Raw genomic sequence first — 19,990 nt, 5'->3', positions numbered from 1 at the left:
CCCTATGCGCGTCGCCCGACGTGTATGACTATTGTTCGATATTTATGCTGCGTTAGGTATATAGTGGTGGGGCAATACATTCAGACGATGGGGTACGAAACACGATCGATCATTCTTTCCAAAATTTTTGGAGGTTCTCCTATGAAGGTCTTTAAACCGGAATGGCAGTGCACGTTTAGCGTAAACGAAGGCGCGGAAGAATCAGCAACTTGGAAAGAGAAAATCGCGTGGCGACTCAGGGGAGTTGCGGATCGGCTGGAAGGTGGCGGGCGCACGGTAAAAATCGATTACCGCGTGACGCCAGCGGTTAGCCAACAGGAAGTCGATACTTGCTTAGGCAAGGGCTTTGAAGTAACTCAACGCCTGCTAACGCAGTTAGCCCAACAGCAGGCGTGCGAAGATGTGATGCGCCATGCCAAAGCTGAGCTGTTTGAACAACATCCTCAGCACTGAAATGGTAACGCCAGAAATCCCACCCCTTTAACCGGGTGGGATTTTTATTGTGTGGCCATTAACTTGCTTCAGCGGGCCTTTCCAGCGCCCTGCCCATTTTGGCTAGAAAATCCTCGCACGCTTCAAGCTGCTCAATATCGACATATTCATCGGGCTGATGCGCCTGGGCGATGCTGCCAGGGCCAAGAATTATTGTCTGCAAACCCTGCCCCTGAAACTGCCCCGCTTCAGTGGCGTAAGCCACCGCATGGTCGCAGCAACCTGCTGGCAAATGGTCTTTGGCTAAGCGAAGCACCTGATCATTATCGCGATCGGCCAAGCCCGGCACGGTAACGTTAAGCGGCTCGGTGGTGATTTCAACGTGCTTGCCTTTGTCCTGCAGCTCAGCGCTTAGCTGGGCGCAATAGGCCTCAAAGCGCGCATATATTGCGTCGAAGGTGTCCGTGGGCAGATGGCGAATCTCCCACTCAAACTGACACTCCCGGGCCATGATATTGATCGCCGTGCCGCCTTTGATCTTGCCAACGTGTAGGCTGGTATGCGGCACGTTAAAGGCTTCATCGACGCGCCCCTCTTCCACCAGCGCCGCCATAGTGTTCTCAATAAAGGTCACCAACCTTGCCGCTACGTGGATGGCTGAGGTGCCTTGATTGACCTGGCTGCTGTGTGCTTCCTGACCAATCACTGTGGTGCGTAGGTTGGTCGCCCCTTTCTGCGCGACCACTGGCTGCATGCTGGTGGGCTCACCGACAATCACATGGGCGGTGTTGGAGTAGTGCTCGTAAAAGCGCTTAATAAGGCTTGGCGCCCCCACGCAGCCGATCTCTTCGTCATAAGAGAAACCCAGATAAATCGGCTGCTGCAGAGGCGCTTTCGTCCAAGTGGGTACCATCGACAATACGCAGGCGATAAAGCCTTTCATATCGCAGGTACCGCGCCCGTATAAGCGGCCATCGCCACCATCGCGCAGGGTGAACGGATCGCTCGACCACGGCTGCCCCGCCACCGGTACCACATCGGTATGCCCGGAAAGCATCACACCGCCCGGCGCCGCTGGGCCAACTCTTGCGATCAGGTTGGCTTTGGTACCGCAGGGGCTCATCACCCGCTCGGCGCTTACGCCATACTCGGCCAAGAAGCCTTCCACATACTCAATCAGCGCTAGATTGGATTCACTGGAAGTGGTATCGAATGACACCAGCTTCGTCAGTAACGTGATCACGTCAGTCATGCGGCTCTCGTTAGTTGAACTCTTCATATCACCCTACTTTATACCACCCTATCATCGCCCTCCTCCTTTTCCTACTCAGTGGGCCTGCTGGCGGAGAAATGCTGACTGTCACGGCAGGTTCATCGTGCATTCACTAAAACGTCATCTACACTTCTTAATGTTCAGTGCATCCAAAAATCTCAACAAACGCATTGCACGCCTGACTAAGCTCAGGCCCACAAGGAGCTTCTTTATGTCTCGTTTTACACTGCACGCGCTTGCCGTAGGGGTGGCGACGGCAAGCCTAAGCCTGTCTGCTCAGGCGGCAACAGAGATTAGCTGGTGGCACGCCATGGGCGGTCAATTGGGCGAAATTCTCGAAGAAATGACCGAAGAGTTTAACGCTTCACAGGACGACTATCACGTCACACCCAGCTACCGCGGCACTTATACCGAGACGATGACTGGCGCCATTGCCGCCTTCCGCGCCAATGAGCAGCCGCATATCCTGCAGGTGTTTGAAGTCGGTACCGGCACCATGATGAACGCCAAAGGCGCCATCTACCCAGTGTACGAGCTGATGGAAGCGCATGGTCGCGCTTTCGATAACGAAGCTTTCCTGCCCGCCGTCGTGGGTTATTACACCGACACCAACGGCAATATGCTGTCGTTCCCGTTCAACTCCTCTACACCCATCATGTACTACAACCGCGACATGTTTGAGGAAGCGGGCCTGGATCCCGAGCAGCCCCCCGAAACATGGGAAGAAGTGGCCGATTTTTCACGCCAAATCGTCGAATCAGGTGCGGCCCGCTGTGGCTTTACCACCTCCTGGCCTAGCTGGGTGATGCTGGAAAACTTCTCCGCTTGGCATAACGTGCCGCTGGGTACGCTGGAAAACGGCTTTGGCGGTATGGAAACCGAGTTTACCTTCAACAATGAGCTGGTCGCTCGCCATTGGGACAATCTCCACGACTGGCAGGAAGAAGGTGTCTTCAAATGGGGCGGCCCCGGTTCCGGCCCCGACTCTGAGCCGATGTTCTACTCCCAGGACTGCGCGATTTTCTTCGGCTCTTCTGCTTCACGTGCGGATGTCGCCGCCAATTCAGAATTTGAAGTGGGCTTTGGCATGCAGCCCTACTACGACGACGTAGACGGCGCGCCGCAAAACTCGATTATCGGTGGCGCCACCCTGTGGGCACTGCAGGGCCATAGCGACGAAGAGTACGAAGCCGTTGCAGCCTTCTTCGAGTACCTCTCCCAACCCGAAGTGCAGGCGCAGTGGCATCAGCAAACCGGCTACTTGCCCATCACCCAAGCCGCTTGGGATCTGAGCAAAGAGCAGGGCTACTACGATGAGAATCCTGGTGCGGATATTTCGCTGAAACAGATGACCCTTAACGAGCCAACCGAAAACTCTAAGGGCCTACGCTTTGGTAACTTTGTCCAGATTCGCGACATTATCTCCGAAGAGATGGAAGCGGTGATGACCGGTGACAAATCGGGTCAGGAAGCAGCGGATGAAGCAGTCGCACGCGGCAATGATCTGCTCCGTGACTTTGAAGCTGCCAACCAGTAAATAAGCACTCACCTCGCCGCTTGCCCACTTGGGCAGGCGGCGATGTCGTTTATTGATGCTTATATTTACTCACCATTCGCAGAGCTGCCCATGCAAACCAAACGCATGACTTACCCTGGTCGCTTTTTGCCCTACGCGCTGCTGGCGCCCCAGGTGATTGTAACGCTGATTTTCTTTATCTGGCCTGCAGGTCAGGCGCTGTATCAGTCGCTGTTGCGCGAAGATGCCTTTGGCCTTAAAACGACGTTTGTAGGCCTCGAGAACTTTGCTCGACTGTTCCGCGACGGTAGCTATCTCAACTCTCTGTCGGTGACCGCGGTATTCGCCATCGGTACCACACTGCTATCAATGACGGTGGCACTTTTAATGGCCAGCACCGTCAACCGAATGATTCGCTCACGGACGACCTACACCACGCTACTGGTATGGCCCTATGCTATTGCCCCCGCGCTTGCCGGGGTTTTGTGGTGGTTTATCTTCAACCCCTCCATCGGCATTGTGCCCTATATGCTGGAGATGGTGGGTTACCGGTGGAACCACCGTAACTCCGGCAGTGATGCCATGCTGCTGGTAATTTTTGCCGCCGCCTGGAAGCAGATCTCCTATAACTTTTTGTTTTTCCTGGCGGGTTTACAGTCCATCCCGCAATCACTGATTGAAGCCGCCTCCATTGACGGCGCCAGCCCGACGAAGCGCTTCTGGACGATTATTTTCCCGCTGCTCACGCCGACCACCTTCTTCTTGCTGGTAGTTAACGTGGTGTACGCCATGTTCGACACCTTCGCGATCATCCACGCCACCACCGCAGGCGGCCCCGCTCAGGCGACCAATATTTTAGTGTACAAGGTCTACGCCGATGGTTTTGTGGGCCTCAACCTGGGTTCCTCGGCAGCTCAGTCGGTGATTCTAATGGTGATTGTGGTGGCATTAACCATGATTCAGTTCCGCTTTATTGAGCGCCGAGTTAACTACTAGAGAGAACGTTAATGGTTGAAAACCGCCCTTGGGCAAACCTGATAGCCCATATCGTTTTGATCTCTGGCGTCGCGCTGGTGGCTTTTCCGGTGTATGTCGCGATTATTGCCTCGACCCACTCACTCTCGGGCTTGTTGCAGGGCACGCTGCCACTGCTACCCGGCGGTCATGGGATCGAAAACTACACACGCATGTGGCAATCCGGCGTTTCCAACGCCGGCGCACCGCCCGCCGCCCAAATGCTCTGGAACAGCTTTATCATGGCCATGGCAATCACCGTAGGTAAGCTGTCGATCTCACTGCTTTCCGCCTTTGCCATCGTCTACTTCCGTTTCCGCTTTCGGATGTTCTTTTTCTGGATCATTTTCGTCACGTTGATGCTGCCGGTGGAAGTGCGCATCATTCCGACGTTTCAGGTGGCTGCGGATCTTAAAATGCTCAATAGCTTTGCCGGGCTGTCGATCCCACTGATCGCCTCGGCCACCGCGACCTTCCTGTTCCGCCAGTTTTTCATGACCATCCCCGAAGAGATGCTCGAAGCCGCCCGTGTCGATGGCGCCGGACCGCTTAAGTTTTTTAAAGACATCCTGATGCCGCTGTCGGTGACCAATATCGCTGCGCTGTTTGTGATCATGTTTATCTACGGCTGGAACCAGTACCTCTGGCCACTCATTATCACCACCGACCCTGATTACTACACCATCGTGATGGGCATTCAGCGCATGACCTCGGAAGAGAACCCCCAGTGGCAACTGGTGATGGCAGCGGTGGTGATGGCAGCGCTACCGCCGGTGTTAGTGATTCTGTTTATGCAACGCCTGTTTGTGAAAGGCCTGACCGAGACGGAGAAATAAGATGGCCAGCATTACCTTGGAAGGGCTCAAGAAAACCTATAGCGGCGATGTTCAGGCTGTTAAAGGCATCGACTTACAGATTGAAGATGGCGAGTTTGTGGTGCTGGTGGGGCCTTCCGGATGCGGTAAATCCACCCTGCTGCGCATGGTGGCAGGATTGGAAACCATTACCGAAGGCACACTCAAAATCGGCGAACGGGTGGTGAACAAGCTCGAACCCGCCGAACGCGATATCGCCATGGTGTTTCAGAACTACGCGCTCTACCCGCATATGACGGTGTACAACAACCTGGCCTATGGCCTAAAAAACCGCGGCTTTAAAAAAGACGACATTGAAAAACGCGTGCGTGTTGCCGCCAAAATGCTGGAGATCGAAGAGTTTTTGGAGCGCAAACCACGCAAGCTCTCCGGCGGCCAGCGTCAGCGGGTAGCCATGGGCCGTGCCCTGGTGCGCGAACCGGCGGCGTTTCTATTTGATGAGCCGCTCTCCAACCTGGATGCCAAGCTGCGGGTGCAGATGCGGGTGGAGATCAAGCAGCTGCAGCGGCGGCTGAAAACCACCAGCCTGTATGTGACCCACGACCAGCTGGAAGCCATGACACTGGGTGACCGCTTGGTGGTACTGAACGCCGGACAGATCGAGCAGGTGGGCACCCCGATGGAGATCTACGCCCGCCCCGCGTCCATGTTTGTGGCTGGGTTTATTGGCTCCCCCGCCATGAACATGCTGCCGGTGGATTACTTGAACGAACAAGGCGCTAACGGTCTACTGGATAACCTGCCTGACGGCACCGATGTTGTCGGCATTCGACCGGATGATATGCATCTAGCGCCACCCGCAGTCCCCCATCTAATTGTCGACTCTACGCTTGCGCTGTTTGAGGCCGCCGGTGCCGAAAGCCATCTGTACGTGACCCTCGCCGATAGCGACCAGCCCACGGTGATTCGCGTTGCGGGGCAGCCGCCGGTTGCCGAAGGCGAAACCCTGCGGTTTTTTGTGACCCGCGACGCTCTGCACCCTTTTAATAGCACCACGGGTAAACGCACCGGGGATTGAACGCCTGCTCCAAAAAAACAAGACAATAAAAACAAGTCAACGGAGAAACCATGCGCTACGTTTGAGATAGCGAGCATGACGCATTTCTGCGCCTTCAGCCCTTTCTCCGAGTCGCGTACGGATCTCCCTTGATGAGTACTGAATCTTTATACGTTGATGACCTGTATCGTGATCACTCCCGGCGCGTTCAGGCGACGCTGATCCGCCTGCTGGGGGATTTTGAGCTAGCCGAAGAAGCCATGCAGGATGCCTTTGTGGCAGCTGTTCAGCAGTGGCCGGTTAGCGGCCAACCTGACAACCCCACCGCATGGCTGATTCGCACCGGCTACCACTGCGGAATAGACCAAATTCGCCAGCGTAGTACCGCACGCCGAAGGGCTCACTTACTGTTACCCACAGAGCTGCCTACAGAAGAGGCGTTGGATCTTGAACCAACGACTATTGAAGACGACGCCCTGCGGCTGCTATTCACCTGCTGCCACCCAAGTTTGAGCATGGAAGCACGGACTGCCCTGACGCTTCGCGAGATGTGCGGTTTGACCACCGAGCAGGTTGCCAGCGCGCTACTGATGAAGCCTACAACGCTGGCACAGCGTATCGTACGCGCCAAACGCAAAATTCGCGATGCGCATATCCCTTATGCCGTGCCGACCCAAGAGGAACTGCCCGAACGCTTGCCGGATGTACTCCAGGTGATCTATCTGGTCTTCAATGAAGGCTACTCACGTAGCACGGGCGCCAGCGTGGTCGATATCAGCCTGACCCAAGAAGCCATGCGGCTGGGCAATGAGCTGGCACGGTTACTACCCCAGGGTGAGGTATTTGGGCTGATGGCCTTGATGCTGCTTAACGATGCCCGCCGGGATGCGCGCCAGGATAACGACGGCGAGCTGGTAACACTGGATGCTCAAGACAGACGCCTATGGCGCCAAGAGGATATCCAAACCGGCATTGCATGGCTGGAACAGGCGCTGGCGCTCACCCCCGCCGGGTACTACACCCTACAAGCCTCGATTGCCGCCGTACACGCCCAGGCTAGCCGCGCCGAGCTGACTGATTGGGGGCGCATCGTCAGGCTCTACGATGCGCTCTGCCGACGCTTTCCTTCGCCAATCCTGACGCTGAATCGCGCCGTTGCCATTGCCATGAACGGTGCGCCCGACACCGGCCTGAAGTTGCTCGACGACATCGCTCATCACCCGCAAATCAGCCGCTATCATCTGTTCTATGCCGCTAAAGCGGATTTACTGCGCCGCCAAGGCCAGCATGAGGCCGCGCGCAATGCCTATCACCAGGCGCTGCAATTGGCCACCCTGACGCCCGAAAAACGCTTTTTGCAAAAGCGGTTAAACGAACTAGAGCCAACTCCATAAACGACAGCGGGCATTTGGATTAAATAGTGGATAGGGCATTGCTGCCCCGTCCGCTACTGAGATGAACAGTTACCGGCAGTCGTGCCCAAAAACATGCATTAGCCACGCATAGAGATCGACATGCCGCCATAGATATTTGCCTGAACCGCCGGGCGCCGCAGGTACTCATGGGGAAATCCTAGAGGCACCGCGCTGACCTCGTCGAGGCGTGCCAATTGGTCACCCGTCAGTTCCAGTTCGAGTGCGGCCAGGTTGGCTTCAAGCTGACTTATCGAACGCGCGCCAATGATCGGTGCAGCCATATCAGGACGGGTAAGCAGCCATGCTAAAGCCACAGTGGCAGGTGATGTATTTTGTTCTGCAGCGACCCGTTTCACTTCATCAATAATGCGAAAGCTGCGCTCTGGTACGGGCCCCGCCTCGTTTACGATGGCTGCACGGCTACCCCTGACCACGTTTTCGGGTGCGAGTTCGGCACGCTTGTACTTCCCCGTCAGCAGTCCACTCGCCAGCGGTGACCAGGGCATGATACCCATCCCCATTTCACGCGCCATCGGAACCAAGTCACCTTCCACGCTGCGCTCAATCAGATTGTACTCCAGCTGCATTGCAACCATGGGCGACCAGCCCCGGAGATCTGCGATCGCCTGCATCCGTGAGGCCTGCCAGGCAGGGATATCCGACATCCCCAGATAAACGACCTTTCCCGCGGCTACCAAATCATCCATGGCGCGTAGAATCTCCTCCACGGGGGTGGTGAAATCCCAGGCGTGCAGATACAGCAGGTCGATATAGTCGCTGCCCAGGCGAGTCAGGCTGTCTTCTACCGAACGAACCATGCTACGTCTACTGTTGCCTCCAGAATTGGGGTCATCACCGCGCATCGGCAAGGTGTATTTTGTGGCGATGACCAAGCGATCCCGTTTCCCCTGGGCAAAGCGGCCGACAAAGGACTCGGAAGTGCCACCCGTATAGTAATTCGCCGTATCAATGAAGTTGCCGCCATGATCGACGTAGTGATCAAAGAGCGCGCGGGAGGTCGACTCGTCGGCACCGAAGTTCCACTCCGTTCCGAAAGTCATGGTGCCTAGCGCCATAGGCGATATTTTCAGGCCCGAACGGCCCAGCAAGCGGTAATGGTCGAGCTGCATGGGATTCTCCCTTAGCGGTTGGTTTCCGCAATGGTAGGCCTGTTCTTAAACTGACAGAATACACTGATATATTCATGGACTATGAAGCGGAAATAAACAATGAAAGGTAGCGATGTGGCGGAATTGCGCGCCTTTATGGCAATCGTCGAACGTGGCAATTTCGCACGCGCGGCGGGATGGCTAGGCGTTTCGCCCTCGGCACTCAGCCAGACGATCCAGCGGCTAGAGGCACGCTTGGGCCAGCGCCTTTTGAACCGAACCACCCGAACCACGCGGCCAACGGAAGCGGGTCAACAGCTGTACGAGCGAGTTCGGCCCGCTCTGAAGGAAATTTCAGCGGCTCAAGCGCAGCTGCTGGAGCAACAGGACGCGCTTGGCGGCCGGTTGCGGATCAATGCGTCGCGCACAGGGGCTGCTTATGCGCTGGCACCACACCTGGCTAGCTTTGCCGAGACTTACCCTGGCATTGAAGTCGAGATCGTCATCTCGGATCGTTTGGAAAATGTGGTGGCGAGTGAGTGTGATGCCGGGCTACGGCTCGGTGAGAGCCTGGAACAGGATATGGTGGGCGTGCCAGTGAGCGAGCCTCTGCGTTGGATTGCAGTGGCATCGCCGCGCTATCTGGCTCGGGCAGGCACTCCGGAGCATCCCGCGGCTTTGAAGAATCATACCTGTATCAATATGCGCTGGCCCAGCGGAGGGCACCTGTTCCACTGGGAATTCGAGCGCGAAGGGCAGTCCGTACGGGTGGCTGTGACCGGCCCGCTGTGTACCAACGATGTGGCAACGCGGCTGCGTGCGGTCAAGGATGGCCTAGGTATTGGTTATTTCCTTGAGCCGGAGGTGAGGAGCTTGCTGTCGGCCGGCGATGCCGTTGAGGTGCTGGAGGCTTGGTGCCCTAGGGAGCCTGGGTTCTATCTCTACTACCCAGGCAACCGACTGGTTACTCCTCAGCTTCGGGCTTTCCTGGATCATGTCATGGCACGCCGAGAGGAAGTCGTTGCTACGTAATAAGATCATTTAACCTGCCTTCGATAGCAGAAGGAAATCAACCAGATATGCCGATTAACAAAAATAATATCTAGGCTGTGTCGATTTGCGAGCACGTCAAACGACTAGAGAGAGTCACTATCAAGCCTGACTACCCAGGAGGCTCTCAATGAAATTTATGCTGATACGCCGCGCCGACGCCGACACCGAGAACGGCGCTATACCATCTCAGGAAATGCTTGCCGACATGGCCGCTTATAACCAGCGAATGATCGAGGCAGGCGTGTTTTTGAGCGGCGATGGCTTACATCCGACCAGCGACGGATGTCTGATCCGTTTCAAAAACGGTGAGCCCACCCTCATCCCAGGGCCGCTCTCTCCAGCCAGTGAGCGTATTGCCGGTTACAGCGTGTTGGAGGCACCTTCCCTTCAGGCGGCCATTGAGTGGGCCCAGCAGTGGCCCACTCGAGACGCCGATGGCAACGTGACTCTAGAACTACGGCGTTACTTCTCACTGGAGGATTTCGAGCCCGGCGCTGGAATTGAGCAGCATCGTAACCTTGCTCGAGTCCCTGATGCCATGAACGTGCACGTTGCCTTTCCCGGCACCTGCCGGGAGGCCATGCAGTTCTATGCTGATGTCACCGGAGGGCATCTGGAGTGCCTGTTGACCTACGCTGAAACGCCCGCCGCTGAACACTCACCGCCGGAACTCCATGACCGCATCATCCACGCCTCGCTGAACCTACGTGGACGCCGCTTGATGGGCGCCGATATGGCGGCTGAGTGCTATACACCGCCCCAAGGGGTAGAGGTTCAATTGGAGTACCAGGATATCGAGCAGGCCGCACGCACCTTTGCCCAGCTAGCGGAGGGTGGAAAGATCATCATGCCGTTCGAAGCGACCTTCTGGTCACCAGGGTTCGGCATGACGATAGATCGTTTTGGCGTCGGCTGGATGGTAAACGTTCCGTCAGACAACTGCCCCTTGGCCACAGAAGGAGACTCCCCATGAAGTACGTTGCGCTGGTGTATTACCAGGAACAGATTATCAACGCCATGAGCGAACAGGCGTGGCACGACCTCAACCAGGAATGCATTGCTGGGGTTGAGCGCCTGAGCGCCAGCGGCCACTACCTGGGTGGGCAGCCATTACAACCGACAGAGACCGCCACCACCGTACGCGTGCGCGATGGCGAGACGTTAATCTCCGATGGCCCCTTCGCAGAAACCAAAGAGCAACTGGCGGGCTTCTACCTGCTCGAAGCCCACGACTTGAATGAGGCGCTCCAGCTGGCTAGCCGTATCCCACCCGCCCGGCTGGGTAGCATTGAGGTACGCCCCGTTCGAGAACTCCCCCCTAAAGCAGAATAAAACAGTAATAGGAGAACAGCCATGAGCAAGCTTACCCACCCTTATGTCGATGGTTTCGTCGCTGCCGTGCCCACCGCTAATAAAGCCGAATTTATTGAGCATGCCCGCGCCGCGGCCGTTGTTTTCAAGGAGCACGGCGCACTGCGCGTCGTGGAGTGCTGGGGAGACGACGTCCCCGAAGGAGAAGTGACCTCCTTCACCATGGCGGTCAAGCGCAGGGATGACGAAAGCATCATCTTTTCCTGGATAGAGTGGCCATCCCGCGCCGTGCGCGACGAGGGGATGTCCAAAGTCATGGAGGATCCGCGCTTGCAGATGGACGTTAACCCGATGCCGTTTGATGGCAAGCGGCTCATCTTTGGGGGCTTTGAAAGCATCATTGATGAGTAAGCGCTATTTGTGGCCCGGAACTCACTGCGACGCTTCCTGGGCCACACCCTCTTGCGCCACACTCTCTTCAGCGACATCCTCTTCAGCTACATCCTCGTGAGCTATATCATTCATCCGCCCTTCAACCTGGTAGAACACTTCTTTGCGTTCCACCATATAGTCGCGCAGCATCTCCCAATCTGTATTGCCAACGATGGTGTTGCGACCATCTTCATAGGCCGCGCCAAGTACCGTATGCCCGTCGCCGCCAGCAGCGGTAAAGTTATTGGTGGCAATGGTGTAAGTCCGTTCGGGGTCAATCGCCTGCATCGCTCCCTCCTGGGCAACGCTTAGACTAACTACCCGCTCGCCCGACGGCTTGCTGCTGTCGTATACCAGCTCAACACCAGCTGATACCTGCAGAAAACCGCCATCCTCGCCGGGTGCATTGGCCAGGGCGATTTCGAAGGTTTCCAACAGCTCAGCGCCGGTGACGTCAAGCAGCGTCAGGCGATTGCCAAATGGCTGTACGGCGATTAGATCGCCTACGGACACATCACCCCTTTCAATCGCTTCACGGATACCGCCGCTATTCTGAATCGCCATGATCGTCTCGGGGGCTACCTGCTGCGCGGCATGCAGCTGGGCATCGGCGATTAAATTACCCAGCGCTGTTTCATTGGCACGCACGCTCCGTTCATCGCCGCTGCCGTGGCGGGGATTGGGCAGATCGGAGATCGCCTTAGCGCCGATCAAGGTATCCCGCAATGTTTCAATTTCCGCGGTATAGGGTTCAAGCCGCTGAGCCGCGTCAGAATCCGCTTCGCGGTCGTCGGCGGCCAGCAGCTCACCACTGGCATCCACCACCACGCCATTCTCGTCGAAGGTAACCTGCATAACGCCTAGGTGCTGGCCATACTCGCCTGCCTGGCCAATCACCGTCGGTGATGGGAGCTCCTCACCAGTACGGGCCTCACTTAACAGCCTGGGGGGCGACACTTGGGTATGACTGTGACCACCAATAATAATATCGATGCCTTCGACGTGTTCAGCCAGCAGCAGGTCGTTACCCACGCTGGGGTCGCTGTCGTAGCCCAAGTGGGTAAGGGCAATAATCTTGTTAACGCCCTGCTCTTCAAACGCCGCCACCATGGCTTCAGCCGCTTCACGATAATCGCTAATGGTGATGTGTCCAGGGCTGGAGATCGTCTCACTGTCCTGAGTGCTTAACCCAAAGATGCCGATAGGTTCGCCGTTATGTTCAACGATAATACCGTCATAAAGCGCCCCCGCCTGGGGGTCAGCGCTGATTGACTCGCCCAGCATATCAGCAAACTCCGGGCCCTCTGAGAAGTCCAGGTTAGCGCCTACAACAGGAAACTCGGCGCCCGCAAAAAACGCCGCTAACGCTTGATGCCCCTCTTCCAGATCACCCAAATCGAACTCATGGTTGCCCGGCACAAAGGCGTCGTAGCCCATCATATTCATGAATTCGAGGGCATCCTGGCCCTGAAACTCAGTGAAATAGAGCGTGCCTGAGAAGATGTCACCCGCATCCAGCAGCAACCCTTCGCCAAAGCGCTCCTGTGCCTCTTTCAGCGTAGTAACTAGATAGGGGTACTGATCGGTTCGCCCATGCAAATCGTTGGTGTGAAATAGCGTCAGGGTATAGTTATCTGCCAAGGCGGGAGGAACGGTGGCGAATAACGCTGTCCCTAGCGCCATGCCATAGCGGTGAAAACGCATCTAAATGACTCCTTTCATAACGGTGTTAGGACACCTTAGCAGTAAAGATAGACTACCTGCGACATTTCGTCTCCATGGCAAAATTATTACCTTCTCTCCTCTCTTAAGTTTACGGTTAGATAAATAACTCGCCAAGAACAAAGACCGCCTCTTTGAAGACAGCCAAATAAAGCATAAAAAACAAAAACGCTAAAAACCGGTGTGGAATTAACCACACCGGTAAAGATCGAAACATGCGAGCTAACTAAAAGCTAAAGAACTAACGTAAAAAACTAATACAGCACTACTGCTACCATCACCCGACTAATTAGAAGTGATAGCGGGCACCCAGTGCGTAATACACATCTTCCTCAAAATCATTAACAGCATCCAGATTACGATCGTTAAATTCGAGGAACATATCGAAGTTGCTAGACAGCTTGTACATGGAGCCCAGCGCCCAAGCGTTACGCTCGTCGCTTTCGCCATCTACGTCGATGTTGTAGTAGTCGGCGAAGAACTTCCAGGAATCGATAGCGTACGTAGCGCCAACACCGATTTTATCGAAGCCACCACCGTTAACATCATCATCACCGCGGGTTTCATAACCTACACGAGCAGCGAAAGCATCCGTAATAGCAAACTCGCCCGTAGCGCCATAACGCACTTCACCGTTACCGCCACCGCGTACCGTATCTTCCACGTAACCAAGCGCTAAACGAGCTGGGCCTGTTTCGTAAACAACACCACCCTGAGTGGCGATAACCGATCCTTCGGAAGTCTGCTCGGCTTCAGTCAAACCACGCTCAGAGAAGTGCTTGGCAGAAATAACAGCCTGGAAGCCACTCATTTTAGGCGTTTTATAACCAATCGAATCGCCGCGTGCCTGTAGGCCGCCACCCGCAAACTCGTAGCCGCGCTCAACGTAGACATCGAACGGCGTCATTACGTTTTTGTCGTAGAAGCTATCGTAGTTACCGGCCATAAAGGTACCAAACTGCTGGCTTTCCAGACCCAGGTAGCTGTTACGCACCTCATCGAAACCAGAAGAGGTATTACGCTCATCACCTGTAAAGCGCCACTCTACACGGGCGAATGCACGCAGGTCAGAAGAGATCTGGTGGCCAGCGGTAATCCGTAAACGCGAGCCGAAATTACGGAACTCTTCGCCATTATCAACACCGTTATCAATACCGCCACCTTCAAGCCCCATAGCGATACGACCATAAATTTCAAGATCGGTACCGTCTTGATCATAAACAGTGGCAGCTTGTGCTGCGGAGGCGGCCAATAAACCGCTAACGGCTAATGCCAGAGTCGTTTTTTTAAACATGATCGTTCCCATTGAAGTAGTTAATACTTGCGCTTTGCGAAGGCACAATGAAGGACGAATAACGCCTCAACGCAGGGAACCTTAAAGGAGTTATATTTCATTTACTTTAAAGTTTTATTTTTTTGGGAACTTATTTTTTTATTCTTTATTAAACAAAATTGCCATCCAAATTTAACATTGAACTGATAAAGAGGTAGGCAACTCCAGCACTTTATCGCTTAGCCTATTTATTCAGGCGTGTCATCACTTATTCACCTGTTTGTCTCGGCAGTGTCATTCGCCCCGCCCACACTGTAGGAAAACGTGATAAAGGGATGAATCGCTCATGCGGCTCTGCATCGTTAGTGAAACATGGTCACCGGACATCAATGGCGTTGCCCATACATTGAGCCGGTTAAGCTGTGAACTTAACCGGCAAGGAGTGCCGGTTGATGTGATCCGTCCGCGCCCCCGGAGCGCAGGTAACGCAACTGGTATTAACCGGGAGTTACAGGTGCAACGCTTTGCCTTACCTGGTTACACCGATGTCCAGGTGGGGCTGGTCAGGCCCGCTACGCTGCGCCGCTTTTGGCGTAAGCACCGACCAAACATCATCTACGTAGCGACCCAAGGCCCTCTCGGCTGGGCAGCACGCCAAGCAGCGCGGCAACTCAATATTCCCCTGGTAGCAGGCTGGCACACCAACTTCGACCACTACTGTGAAGATTATGGCGTCAATTGGCTGGCTTCGACCACACGGCGCTACCTGCGCTACTTCCATAACGGCTGCGACCTGACGTTAGTGCCTACCCACCAGCAGGCAAAAGCACTGCAGAGTCAGGGCATTCGGGACGTCCACGTTCTTTCACGCGGGCTGGACGGGGAGCGGTTTTCACCTGCCCACCGAGATCCTTCATTGCGCCAACGCTGGGGGGTAAGCGAGCATCAGCCGGTGGCGCTTTACGTAGGCCGATTAGCCGCGGAAAAAAACCTCACCTTGCTACATGAAAGCCTTCAAGCCATGCGCGAGGTACGCCCCGATATCGCCCAGATCATCGTCGGCGATGGCCCCGCACGGGCACAGCTGGAAAAGGCTCTGCCTGATGCACACTTCACCGGTTTCGTGGGGCAGGAATCGCTCGCTCGCCACTACGCCAGTGCCGACCTGTTCATCTTTCCCTCGCTTTCAGAAACCTGGGGGAATGTGGTGGCGGAAGCCATGGCCAGCGGCTTGGCCGTAGTGGCCTACGAGCACGCGGCCAGCGCTGAACTGATTAGCAGCGGCCACAACGGTGTCACCGTACCCGCTGGTAACAGCGCCGCTTTTCAACAGGCAGCAGTTGAGTTGTGCCAACACCCCGCTGACTACGCTCGTTTAGGTCGCGTAGCGCGCTTACGCGCACTTGAGCAAAGCTGGACGAGCATTGCCGAGCAGTTTTTGAATTACCTACACCAAGCCCAGGAGGCCCATCATGCGCCCGCGTCCGCTTGTCGTATTCGATCGTCTTGACCTGCTGGAGTGGCAGTTCTGCCAGCGTATATCTCGGCTATCGATCTACCGCCCCTGGCGCATCACGCTTCAGGCTGCCAGCCGCTTAGGCGACTGGCCTGTCTGGGTGTTACTCATCCTCGCCCAGCCCTGGCTGCAGCCAAACGGCGCCTGGCGTGTCTTGCAGTACAGCGTGCTTGCGCTGTTTGCCGTGGCCATTTATCGGCTGGTGAAGACCCGCTTGTGCCGTGAGCGGCCATTTATTACTTATGGGGAAGGCATCGAGTGCTGTGAGCCGGCCCGCGACCGTTATAGCTTCCCCAGCGGCCACACCATGCACGCGGTGATGTTTAGCGTGTTAGTCGCCGCCCACACACCCTGGCTACTGCCGGTGGTATTGCCATTAACGCTGCTGATAGCGATCTCACGGGTGGGCTTAGGGCTCCACTACGTAAGCGATGTAGTTGCAGGGGCAGCGATGGGCTACGCGTTTGCCTTGGCCAGCCTCTATTGGATGGGATAACCCCCACCGGTTTTCCCATAACTGTTTTCGCGTAATCGATGACTAAGCGCTATGGTTAATCCAACCTTGTCTTTTTTGAACGCACCTACTTATTAGCGGCAGTAGCGGTGCGCCAGCATCAAGGAGTGATGTGATGACCATGACGGTTGGTGAATTATTTATAGCATTAGTCCTCATCGGGTTAGTTCTGTTAGCCAGCAATGCCCTGCGTCTATGGCTTCCCTGGTTAAGACGCCTCTTCCTACCCAGCTCGGTAATCGGTGGTTTGTTACTCTTACTGATGGGCCCTGATGTACTAGGCAAAGCCCTGCCTACCTTTTTTGAAGAAAGTCCCGGCCTGTTTCCTGCTTATGTTCAAGAGAGTTGGGCAGCTCTACCGGGGCTGTTGATTAATGTTGTCTTCGCGGCGCTGTTTATTGGTAAAGCAATCCCTGGGCTGCGCACTATTTGGCTGCGCGCAGGGCCGCAAGTCGTCGTCGGGCAAACCATGGCATGGGGCCAATATGTTGTTGGGTTGAGCCTGGCACTGCTGGTGTTAGTGCCGGTGTTTAATATGAACCCCATGGTGGGGGCATTAATCGAAATCGGCTTTGAAGGCGGCCATGGCACGGCGGCGGGCATGGCCGACACCTTTGAAGAGCTAGGTTTCGAAGAAGGCGCCGACCTGGCTTTGGGGCTGGCGACAGTAGGCATCGTAGCAGGGGTGCTGATAGGTACGGTACTGATCAATATTGCTGCGCGTCGTGGGATTATTAAACTTCAGGATGGGGGGAACCAACCAGAGGATCCCGATGAATTGATGCGTGAAGACGAGCGCCCTTCTACCGCAGAATTCAGCGAATTTAAAAAAGACCTGGAGCAAGAGGCAGGCACCACCGATCCGCTAAGCCTGCATATCGGTTTAGTCGGTATCGCCATTGTGATCGGCTGGTTAATCCTGTCGGGCTTGCAATGGATAGAGCAAGTCACCTGGGCACGCGACGGCGGCCTGGAAATCCTCGCCCATGTACCGCTTTTCCCAATCGCCATGATTGGTGGGGTAATTGTGCAGCTGATTGTGATGCGATTTGGGTTAGAGCGTCACGTATCCAGCCGCACCATGTCACGAATTGCCGGCACCGCGCTGGACTTTACTATCGTGGCTGCGCTCGCCACCCTTTCGCTGACCACCTTAGGTGAGCACTTCCTGCCCTTCTTGCTGCTCGCTGTGGCGGGGATTGCCTGGGGGCTGTTTGTGCTGATCGTTATCGCGCCCCGAGTGATACCGGAAAACTGGTTTGAACGCGGGGTGGGCGATTTCGGCCAATCCATGGGGGTTACTGTGACTGGCCTGCTGCTGATGCGCATGGCAGACCCCAAAAACGAGTCTGGCGCACTAGAGAGCTTTGGTTATAAACAGCTGATGTTTGAACCGATTGTGGGGGGCGGACTGTTTACAGCCGCCGCCTTACCGCTAATTGCCGAATTTGGCGCCTTGGCCGTACTGATTTTGCCGCTCTACTAACCGTGGGATGGCTAGCGTTTGGCTTGCTCTACTTCGGGCGCATGGTGCCAGAACGCGGTAAAGGCCGCTGGAAGAAGAGCTAACGCAACCCAGTGGCTCTACCCAAAAACCGCTACGCCCGCATCAGCGGGCGTAGCGGTTTTATAATTTAAAAACAGAAACTTAAACATCGGGCGGCATATCATCACGCTCATCTATTCTTGCCATAAATGATGTCTTAAACATCATATAGACACCTACACCTGAAAATCCTAAGAACAAAACAAACATGCATAACATCAATGCCATCGCCATAATCTTGTCCCTGATAGTGAGCGGTCGTTACGTTTGCGTTTTCTAACCGCTGCATTTTGATTTCATCGAAGGATAGACCAAAACAATGCATTAATCTGTGCGGTAACGGTGTATGCGAGTTCTGCACAAGCAGATAAAGAATAAAATATTGTTAAATATCAAATACTTAATAAAAATTCAGCACGCAAAAAAACCACCTCATTTTCATGAGATGGCTGTTTCGCATCGCTCCACTCCCTAGTTTGATGAACAACGCCTCCTTGCGCTGCAACCAGTGAGTGGGCTGATTGTCCTTTCACGTCCTGTTAACTTACTTATTGGCTCCCTGCCTTCCTTCTGCCCGTCAGCCCACTCACTCAGTTTTGCTGACACCCAACCTGTCGTTTACCTCTAATCAACTGAAACTTTAAACTACTGAATAATGAATAAATATCTACGCTGCTACTTAGTACCTGCAGGCCCTGAGCCAAACCATGCCAAAATAAAATAATTTTATTTAATAACAATAGCTTAAAAAATTAACAGGATGCCAAAATTCCCTCCTCGACGCTCATCTCCATGTATCGAACTGGCACATGCGACATAAGCATCCCCGGTTGAGACACACTGCAACGCTCCTTGAAACGAAACACATTGAAAAGCGTAGCGAATCGTCACCGTTGGGGGTATTTTGCTTCTATCTACTCACTTGCCTTCAAGGAGACCACTATGAAACGCTCTATCGCTCTTGGCATCGTAATAATGGTGACACTGCTGCTGGTCAGTGGCTGTAATACCATTCGTGGTGCAGGTGAAGACATTCAGCAGGGTGGCGAAGCTATCCAGCGCGCAGCGAGCTAAACATCATGATGACTGTGTATCTATCCCATGGTCTTGAGAGCGGGCCGGGAGCGCTAAAAACCCAGGCGCTTAAAGGCGTTGCGGAAAAGCTGGATGACTGTGAACCGGTAGTTATGGACTATCGAGACATAGCTGAGCCTAAGCTGCGCCTGGAGCATCTGCTGGGGGTATTAGCCAAGCGCGGAGACGACCCTGCCCAGTGTGTGCTGGCAGGCTCGAGCTTAGGAGGCTGGCTAAGTGCGGCGGTTAGCGCTCAACAGCCGGTGTTGGGCTGCTTTCTGCTGGCTCCCGCACTGGGACTAGCCGACTACCCGGAAACGTCACCGATTATTCAGGCGCAGCACACCCATATCATTCACGGCTGGCGGGATGACGTCGTTGCCCCTGAGCCCGTGATCGAACGAGCCCGTCTGCAGCGCTTATCGCTACGCATGGTGGATGACGACCACCGCCTGCACGCCAGCCTGGAGACTATTTTGTTGGATTTTGAGCGCTTTTTACGCCAATGCAGCGCGCCCGCACAGAACCATTAGCAAGCCTAGCTAAAACAAACATTCGACACGCGCCCTCAAAACCTATACAAATGGTGTACACCATAGTGTGGATAGCGAGGAGATTGCTCATGTTAGGCATGTTTAAGCGCGACCCAAAAAAGAAGCTGCAGCAAGAGTATGAGCGCAAACTTCAAGCCGCCATGGAGGCTTCACGTAATGGCGATATGCGCGCCAACGCCACGCTTACTGAAGAAGCGGAAGCATTGCTTGCCGAGATCAGGCGCATTGAGGCGGCAGAATAGCCTTTTCGCCAATAGGCACACATGGCTCACTAGTGGCTTTAGCGCTTTTAGCCTGCTGCACTGGCTATGGAGCTGGCGTACCCTGCCCTCGCCGATACGGTATATATACTCGCTGGCGAGCA

General features: G+C 55.0%; 19 protein-coding genes and 1 pseudogene. 16 read left to right on the top strand and 4 right to left on the bottom strand.

The genetic code is table 11. The features are described from left to right. Nucleotides 1–141: 141 nt before the first annotated feature. Nucleotides 142–453, top strand: coding sequence for a hypothetical protein (locus tag OM794_RS01215; protein WP_022520780.1), 312 nt, complete (start codon nucleotides 142–144; stop codon nucleotides 451–453). Between the two features lie 58 nt (nucleotides 454–511). Here the strand turns inward: OM794_RS01215 and argE are convergent, their stop codons facing one another. Then, nucleotides 512–1,684 (bottom strand): acetylornithine deacetylase, encoded by a 1,173-nt coding sequence (argE, locus tag OM794_RS01210; RefSeq protein WP_226250223.1) that lies wholly within the window; start codon nucleotides 1,682–1,684, stop codon nucleotides 512–514. 232 nt (nucleotides 1,685–1,916) lie between these two features. On the opposite strand from argE, the gene ugpB reads away from it, so the two are divergent. The 5 genes from ugpB (at nucleotide 1,917) to OM794_RS01185 (ending at nucleotide 7,501) form a co-directional block, all read left to right on the top strand. Further along, complete coding sequence (gene ugpB / locus OM794_RS01205) at nucleotides 1,917–3,242, top strand: sn-glycerol-3-phosphate ABC transporter substrate-binding protein UgpB (protein ID WP_226250222.1); 1,326 nt, start codon at nucleotides 1,917–1,919, stop codon at nucleotides 3,240–3,242. A 90-nt stretch (nucleotides 3,243–3,332) separates the two neighbouring features. Next, entirely contained in the window at nucleotides 3,333–4,217 is an 885-nt protein-coding gene (gene ugpA / locus OM794_RS01200) for a sn-glycerol-3-phosphate ABC transporter permease UgpA (protein WP_226250221.1), read from the top strand. Between the two features lie 11 nt (nucleotides 4,218–4,228). Continuing rightward, complete coding sequence (gene ugpE, locus OM794_RS01195) at nucleotides 4,229–5,071, top strand: sn-glycerol-3-phosphate ABC transporter permease UgpE (protein ID WP_226250220.1); 843 nt, start codon at nucleotides 4,229–4,231, stop codon at nucleotides 5,069–5,071. A gap of 1 nt (nucleotide 5,072) precedes the next feature. Beyond that, entirely contained in the window at nucleotides 5,073–6,128 is a 1,056-nt protein-coding gene (locus OM794_RS01190) for a sn-glycerol-3-phosphate import ATP-binding protein UgpC (protein ID WP_226250219.1), read from the top strand. Nucleotides 6,129–6,259: 131 nt separating this feature from the next. Beyond that, nucleotides 6,260–7,501, top strand: coding sequence for an RNA polymerase sigma factor (locus OM794_RS01185; RefSeq protein ID WP_226250218.1), 1,242 nt, complete (start codon nucleotides 6,260–6,262; stop codon nucleotides 7,499–7,501). Nucleotides 7,502–7,599: 98 nt separating this feature from the next. On the opposite strand, the gene OM794_RS01180 is transcribed toward OM794_RS01185, so the two are convergent. Continuing rightward, nucleotides 7,600–8,652, bottom strand: a complete 1,053-nt coding sequence (locus tag OM794_RS01180) for an aldo/keto reductase (protein WP_226250217.1) — start codon at nucleotides 8,650–8,652, stop codon at nucleotides 7,600–7,602. Between the two features lie 99 nt (nucleotides 8,653–8,751). Here OM794_RS01180 and OM794_RS01175 point away from each other — a divergent pair, with 99 nt between their 5' ends. The 4 genes from OM794_RS01175 (at nucleotide 8,752) to OM794_RS01160 (ending at nucleotide 11,406) form a co-directional block, all read left to right on the top strand. Beyond that, on the top strand, nucleotides 8,752–9,663 hold the full coding sequence (locus OM794_RS01175; protein WP_226250216.1) for a LysR family transcriptional regulator: 912 nt from the start codon (nucleotides 8,752–8,754) through the stop codon (nucleotides 9,661–9,663). A gap of 148 nt (nucleotides 9,664–9,811) precedes the next feature. After that, on the top strand, nucleotides 9,812–10,657 hold the full coding sequence (locus OM794_RS01170; protein WP_226250215.1) for a YciI family protein: 846 nt from the start codon (nucleotides 9,812–9,814) through the stop codon (nucleotides 10,655–10,657). Next, nucleotides 10,654–11,016 carry a YciI family protein gene (locus tag OM794_RS01165; RefSeq protein ID WP_226250214.1) on the top strand — a complete coding sequence of 121 codons (363 nt, stop codon included), beginning with the start codon at nucleotides 10,654–10,656 and terminating at the stop codon, nucleotides 11,014–11,016. Before OM794_RS01170 ends, OM794_RS01165 begins: the two co-directional genes overlap by 4 nt. Nucleotides 11,017–11,037: 21 nt before the next feature. Continuing rightward, nucleotides 11,038–11,406, top strand: a complete 369-nt coding sequence (locus tag OM794_RS01160) for a DUF1428 domain-containing protein (protein WP_211594857.1) — start codon at nucleotides 11,038–11,040, stop codon at nucleotides 11,404–11,406. 21 nt (nucleotides 11,407–11,427) lie between these two features. On the opposite strand, the gene OM794_RS01155 is transcribed toward OM794_RS01160, so the two are convergent. Both OM794_RS01155 and OM794_RS01150 read right to left on the bottom strand, forming a co-directional pair. Next, nucleotides 11,428–13,131, bottom strand: coding sequence for a bifunctional metallophosphatase/5'-nucleotidase (locus OM794_RS01155; RefSeq protein WP_226250213.1), 1,704 nt, complete (start codon nucleotides 13,129–13,131; stop codon nucleotides 11,428–11,430). Between the two features lie 307 nt (nucleotides 13,132–13,438). Beyond that, nucleotides 13,439–14,443 (bottom strand): porin, encoded by a 1,005-nt coding sequence (locus OM794_RS01150; RefSeq protein ID WP_226250212.1) that lies wholly within the window; start codon nucleotides 14,441–14,443, stop codon nucleotides 13,439–13,441. Between the two features lie 325 nt (nucleotides 14,444–14,768). Here OM794_RS01150 and OM794_RS01145 point away from each other — a divergent pair, with 325 nt between their 5' ends. From OM794_RS01145 to OM794_RS01120, 6 genes and pseudogenes are all read left to right on the top strand, one after another. Then, nucleotides 14,769–15,932, top strand: a complete 1,164-nt coding sequence (locus tag OM794_RS01145) for a glycosyltransferase family 4 protein (protein WP_226250211.1) — start codon at nucleotides 14,769–14,771, stop codon at nucleotides 15,930–15,932. Continuing rightward, entirely contained in the window at nucleotides 15,895–16,434 is a 540-nt protein-coding gene (locus OM794_RS01140; RefSeq protein WP_226250210.1) for a phosphatase PAP2 family protein, read from the top strand. Before OM794_RS01145 ends, OM794_RS01140 begins: the two co-directional genes overlap by 38 nt. Before the next feature lie 133 nt (nucleotides 16,435–16,567). Beyond that, nucleotides 16,568–18,021: pseudogene (locus tag OM794_RS01135) on the top strand (sodium/glutamate symporter). A gap of 919 nt (nucleotides 18,022–18,940) precedes the next feature. Then, nucleotides 18,941–19,072 (top strand): entericidin A/B family lipoprotein, encoded by a 132-nt coding sequence (locus OM794_RS01130; RefSeq protein WP_226250208.1) that lies wholly within the window; start codon nucleotides 18,941–18,943, stop codon nucleotides 19,070–19,072. A gap of 5 nt (nucleotides 19,073–19,077) precedes the next feature. Then, nucleotides 19,078–19,605 carry a YqiA/YcfP family alpha/beta fold hydrolase gene (locus OM794_RS01125; protein WP_226250207.1) on the top strand — a complete coding sequence of 176 codons (528 nt, stop codon included), beginning with the start codon at nucleotides 19,078–19,080 and terminating at the stop codon, nucleotides 19,603–19,605. Between the two features lie 89 nt (nucleotides 19,606–19,694). Then, nucleotides 19,695–19,868: a DUF6435 family protein gene (locus tag OM794_RS01120; RefSeq protein WP_141101346.1), complete on the top strand. Its 174-nt coding sequence runs from the start codon at nucleotides 19,695–19,697 to the stop codon at nucleotides 19,866–19,868. The last annotated feature ends 122 nt before the right edge of the window (nucleotides 19,869–19,990 follow it).

Source organism: Halomonas sp. BDJS001 (assembly GCF_026104355.1).
Lineage (GTDB): Bacteria > Pseudomonadota > Gammaproteobacteria > Pseudomonadales > Halomonadaceae > Vreelandella.
This window is presented reverse-complemented; position numbering and strand designations above follow the sequence as displayed.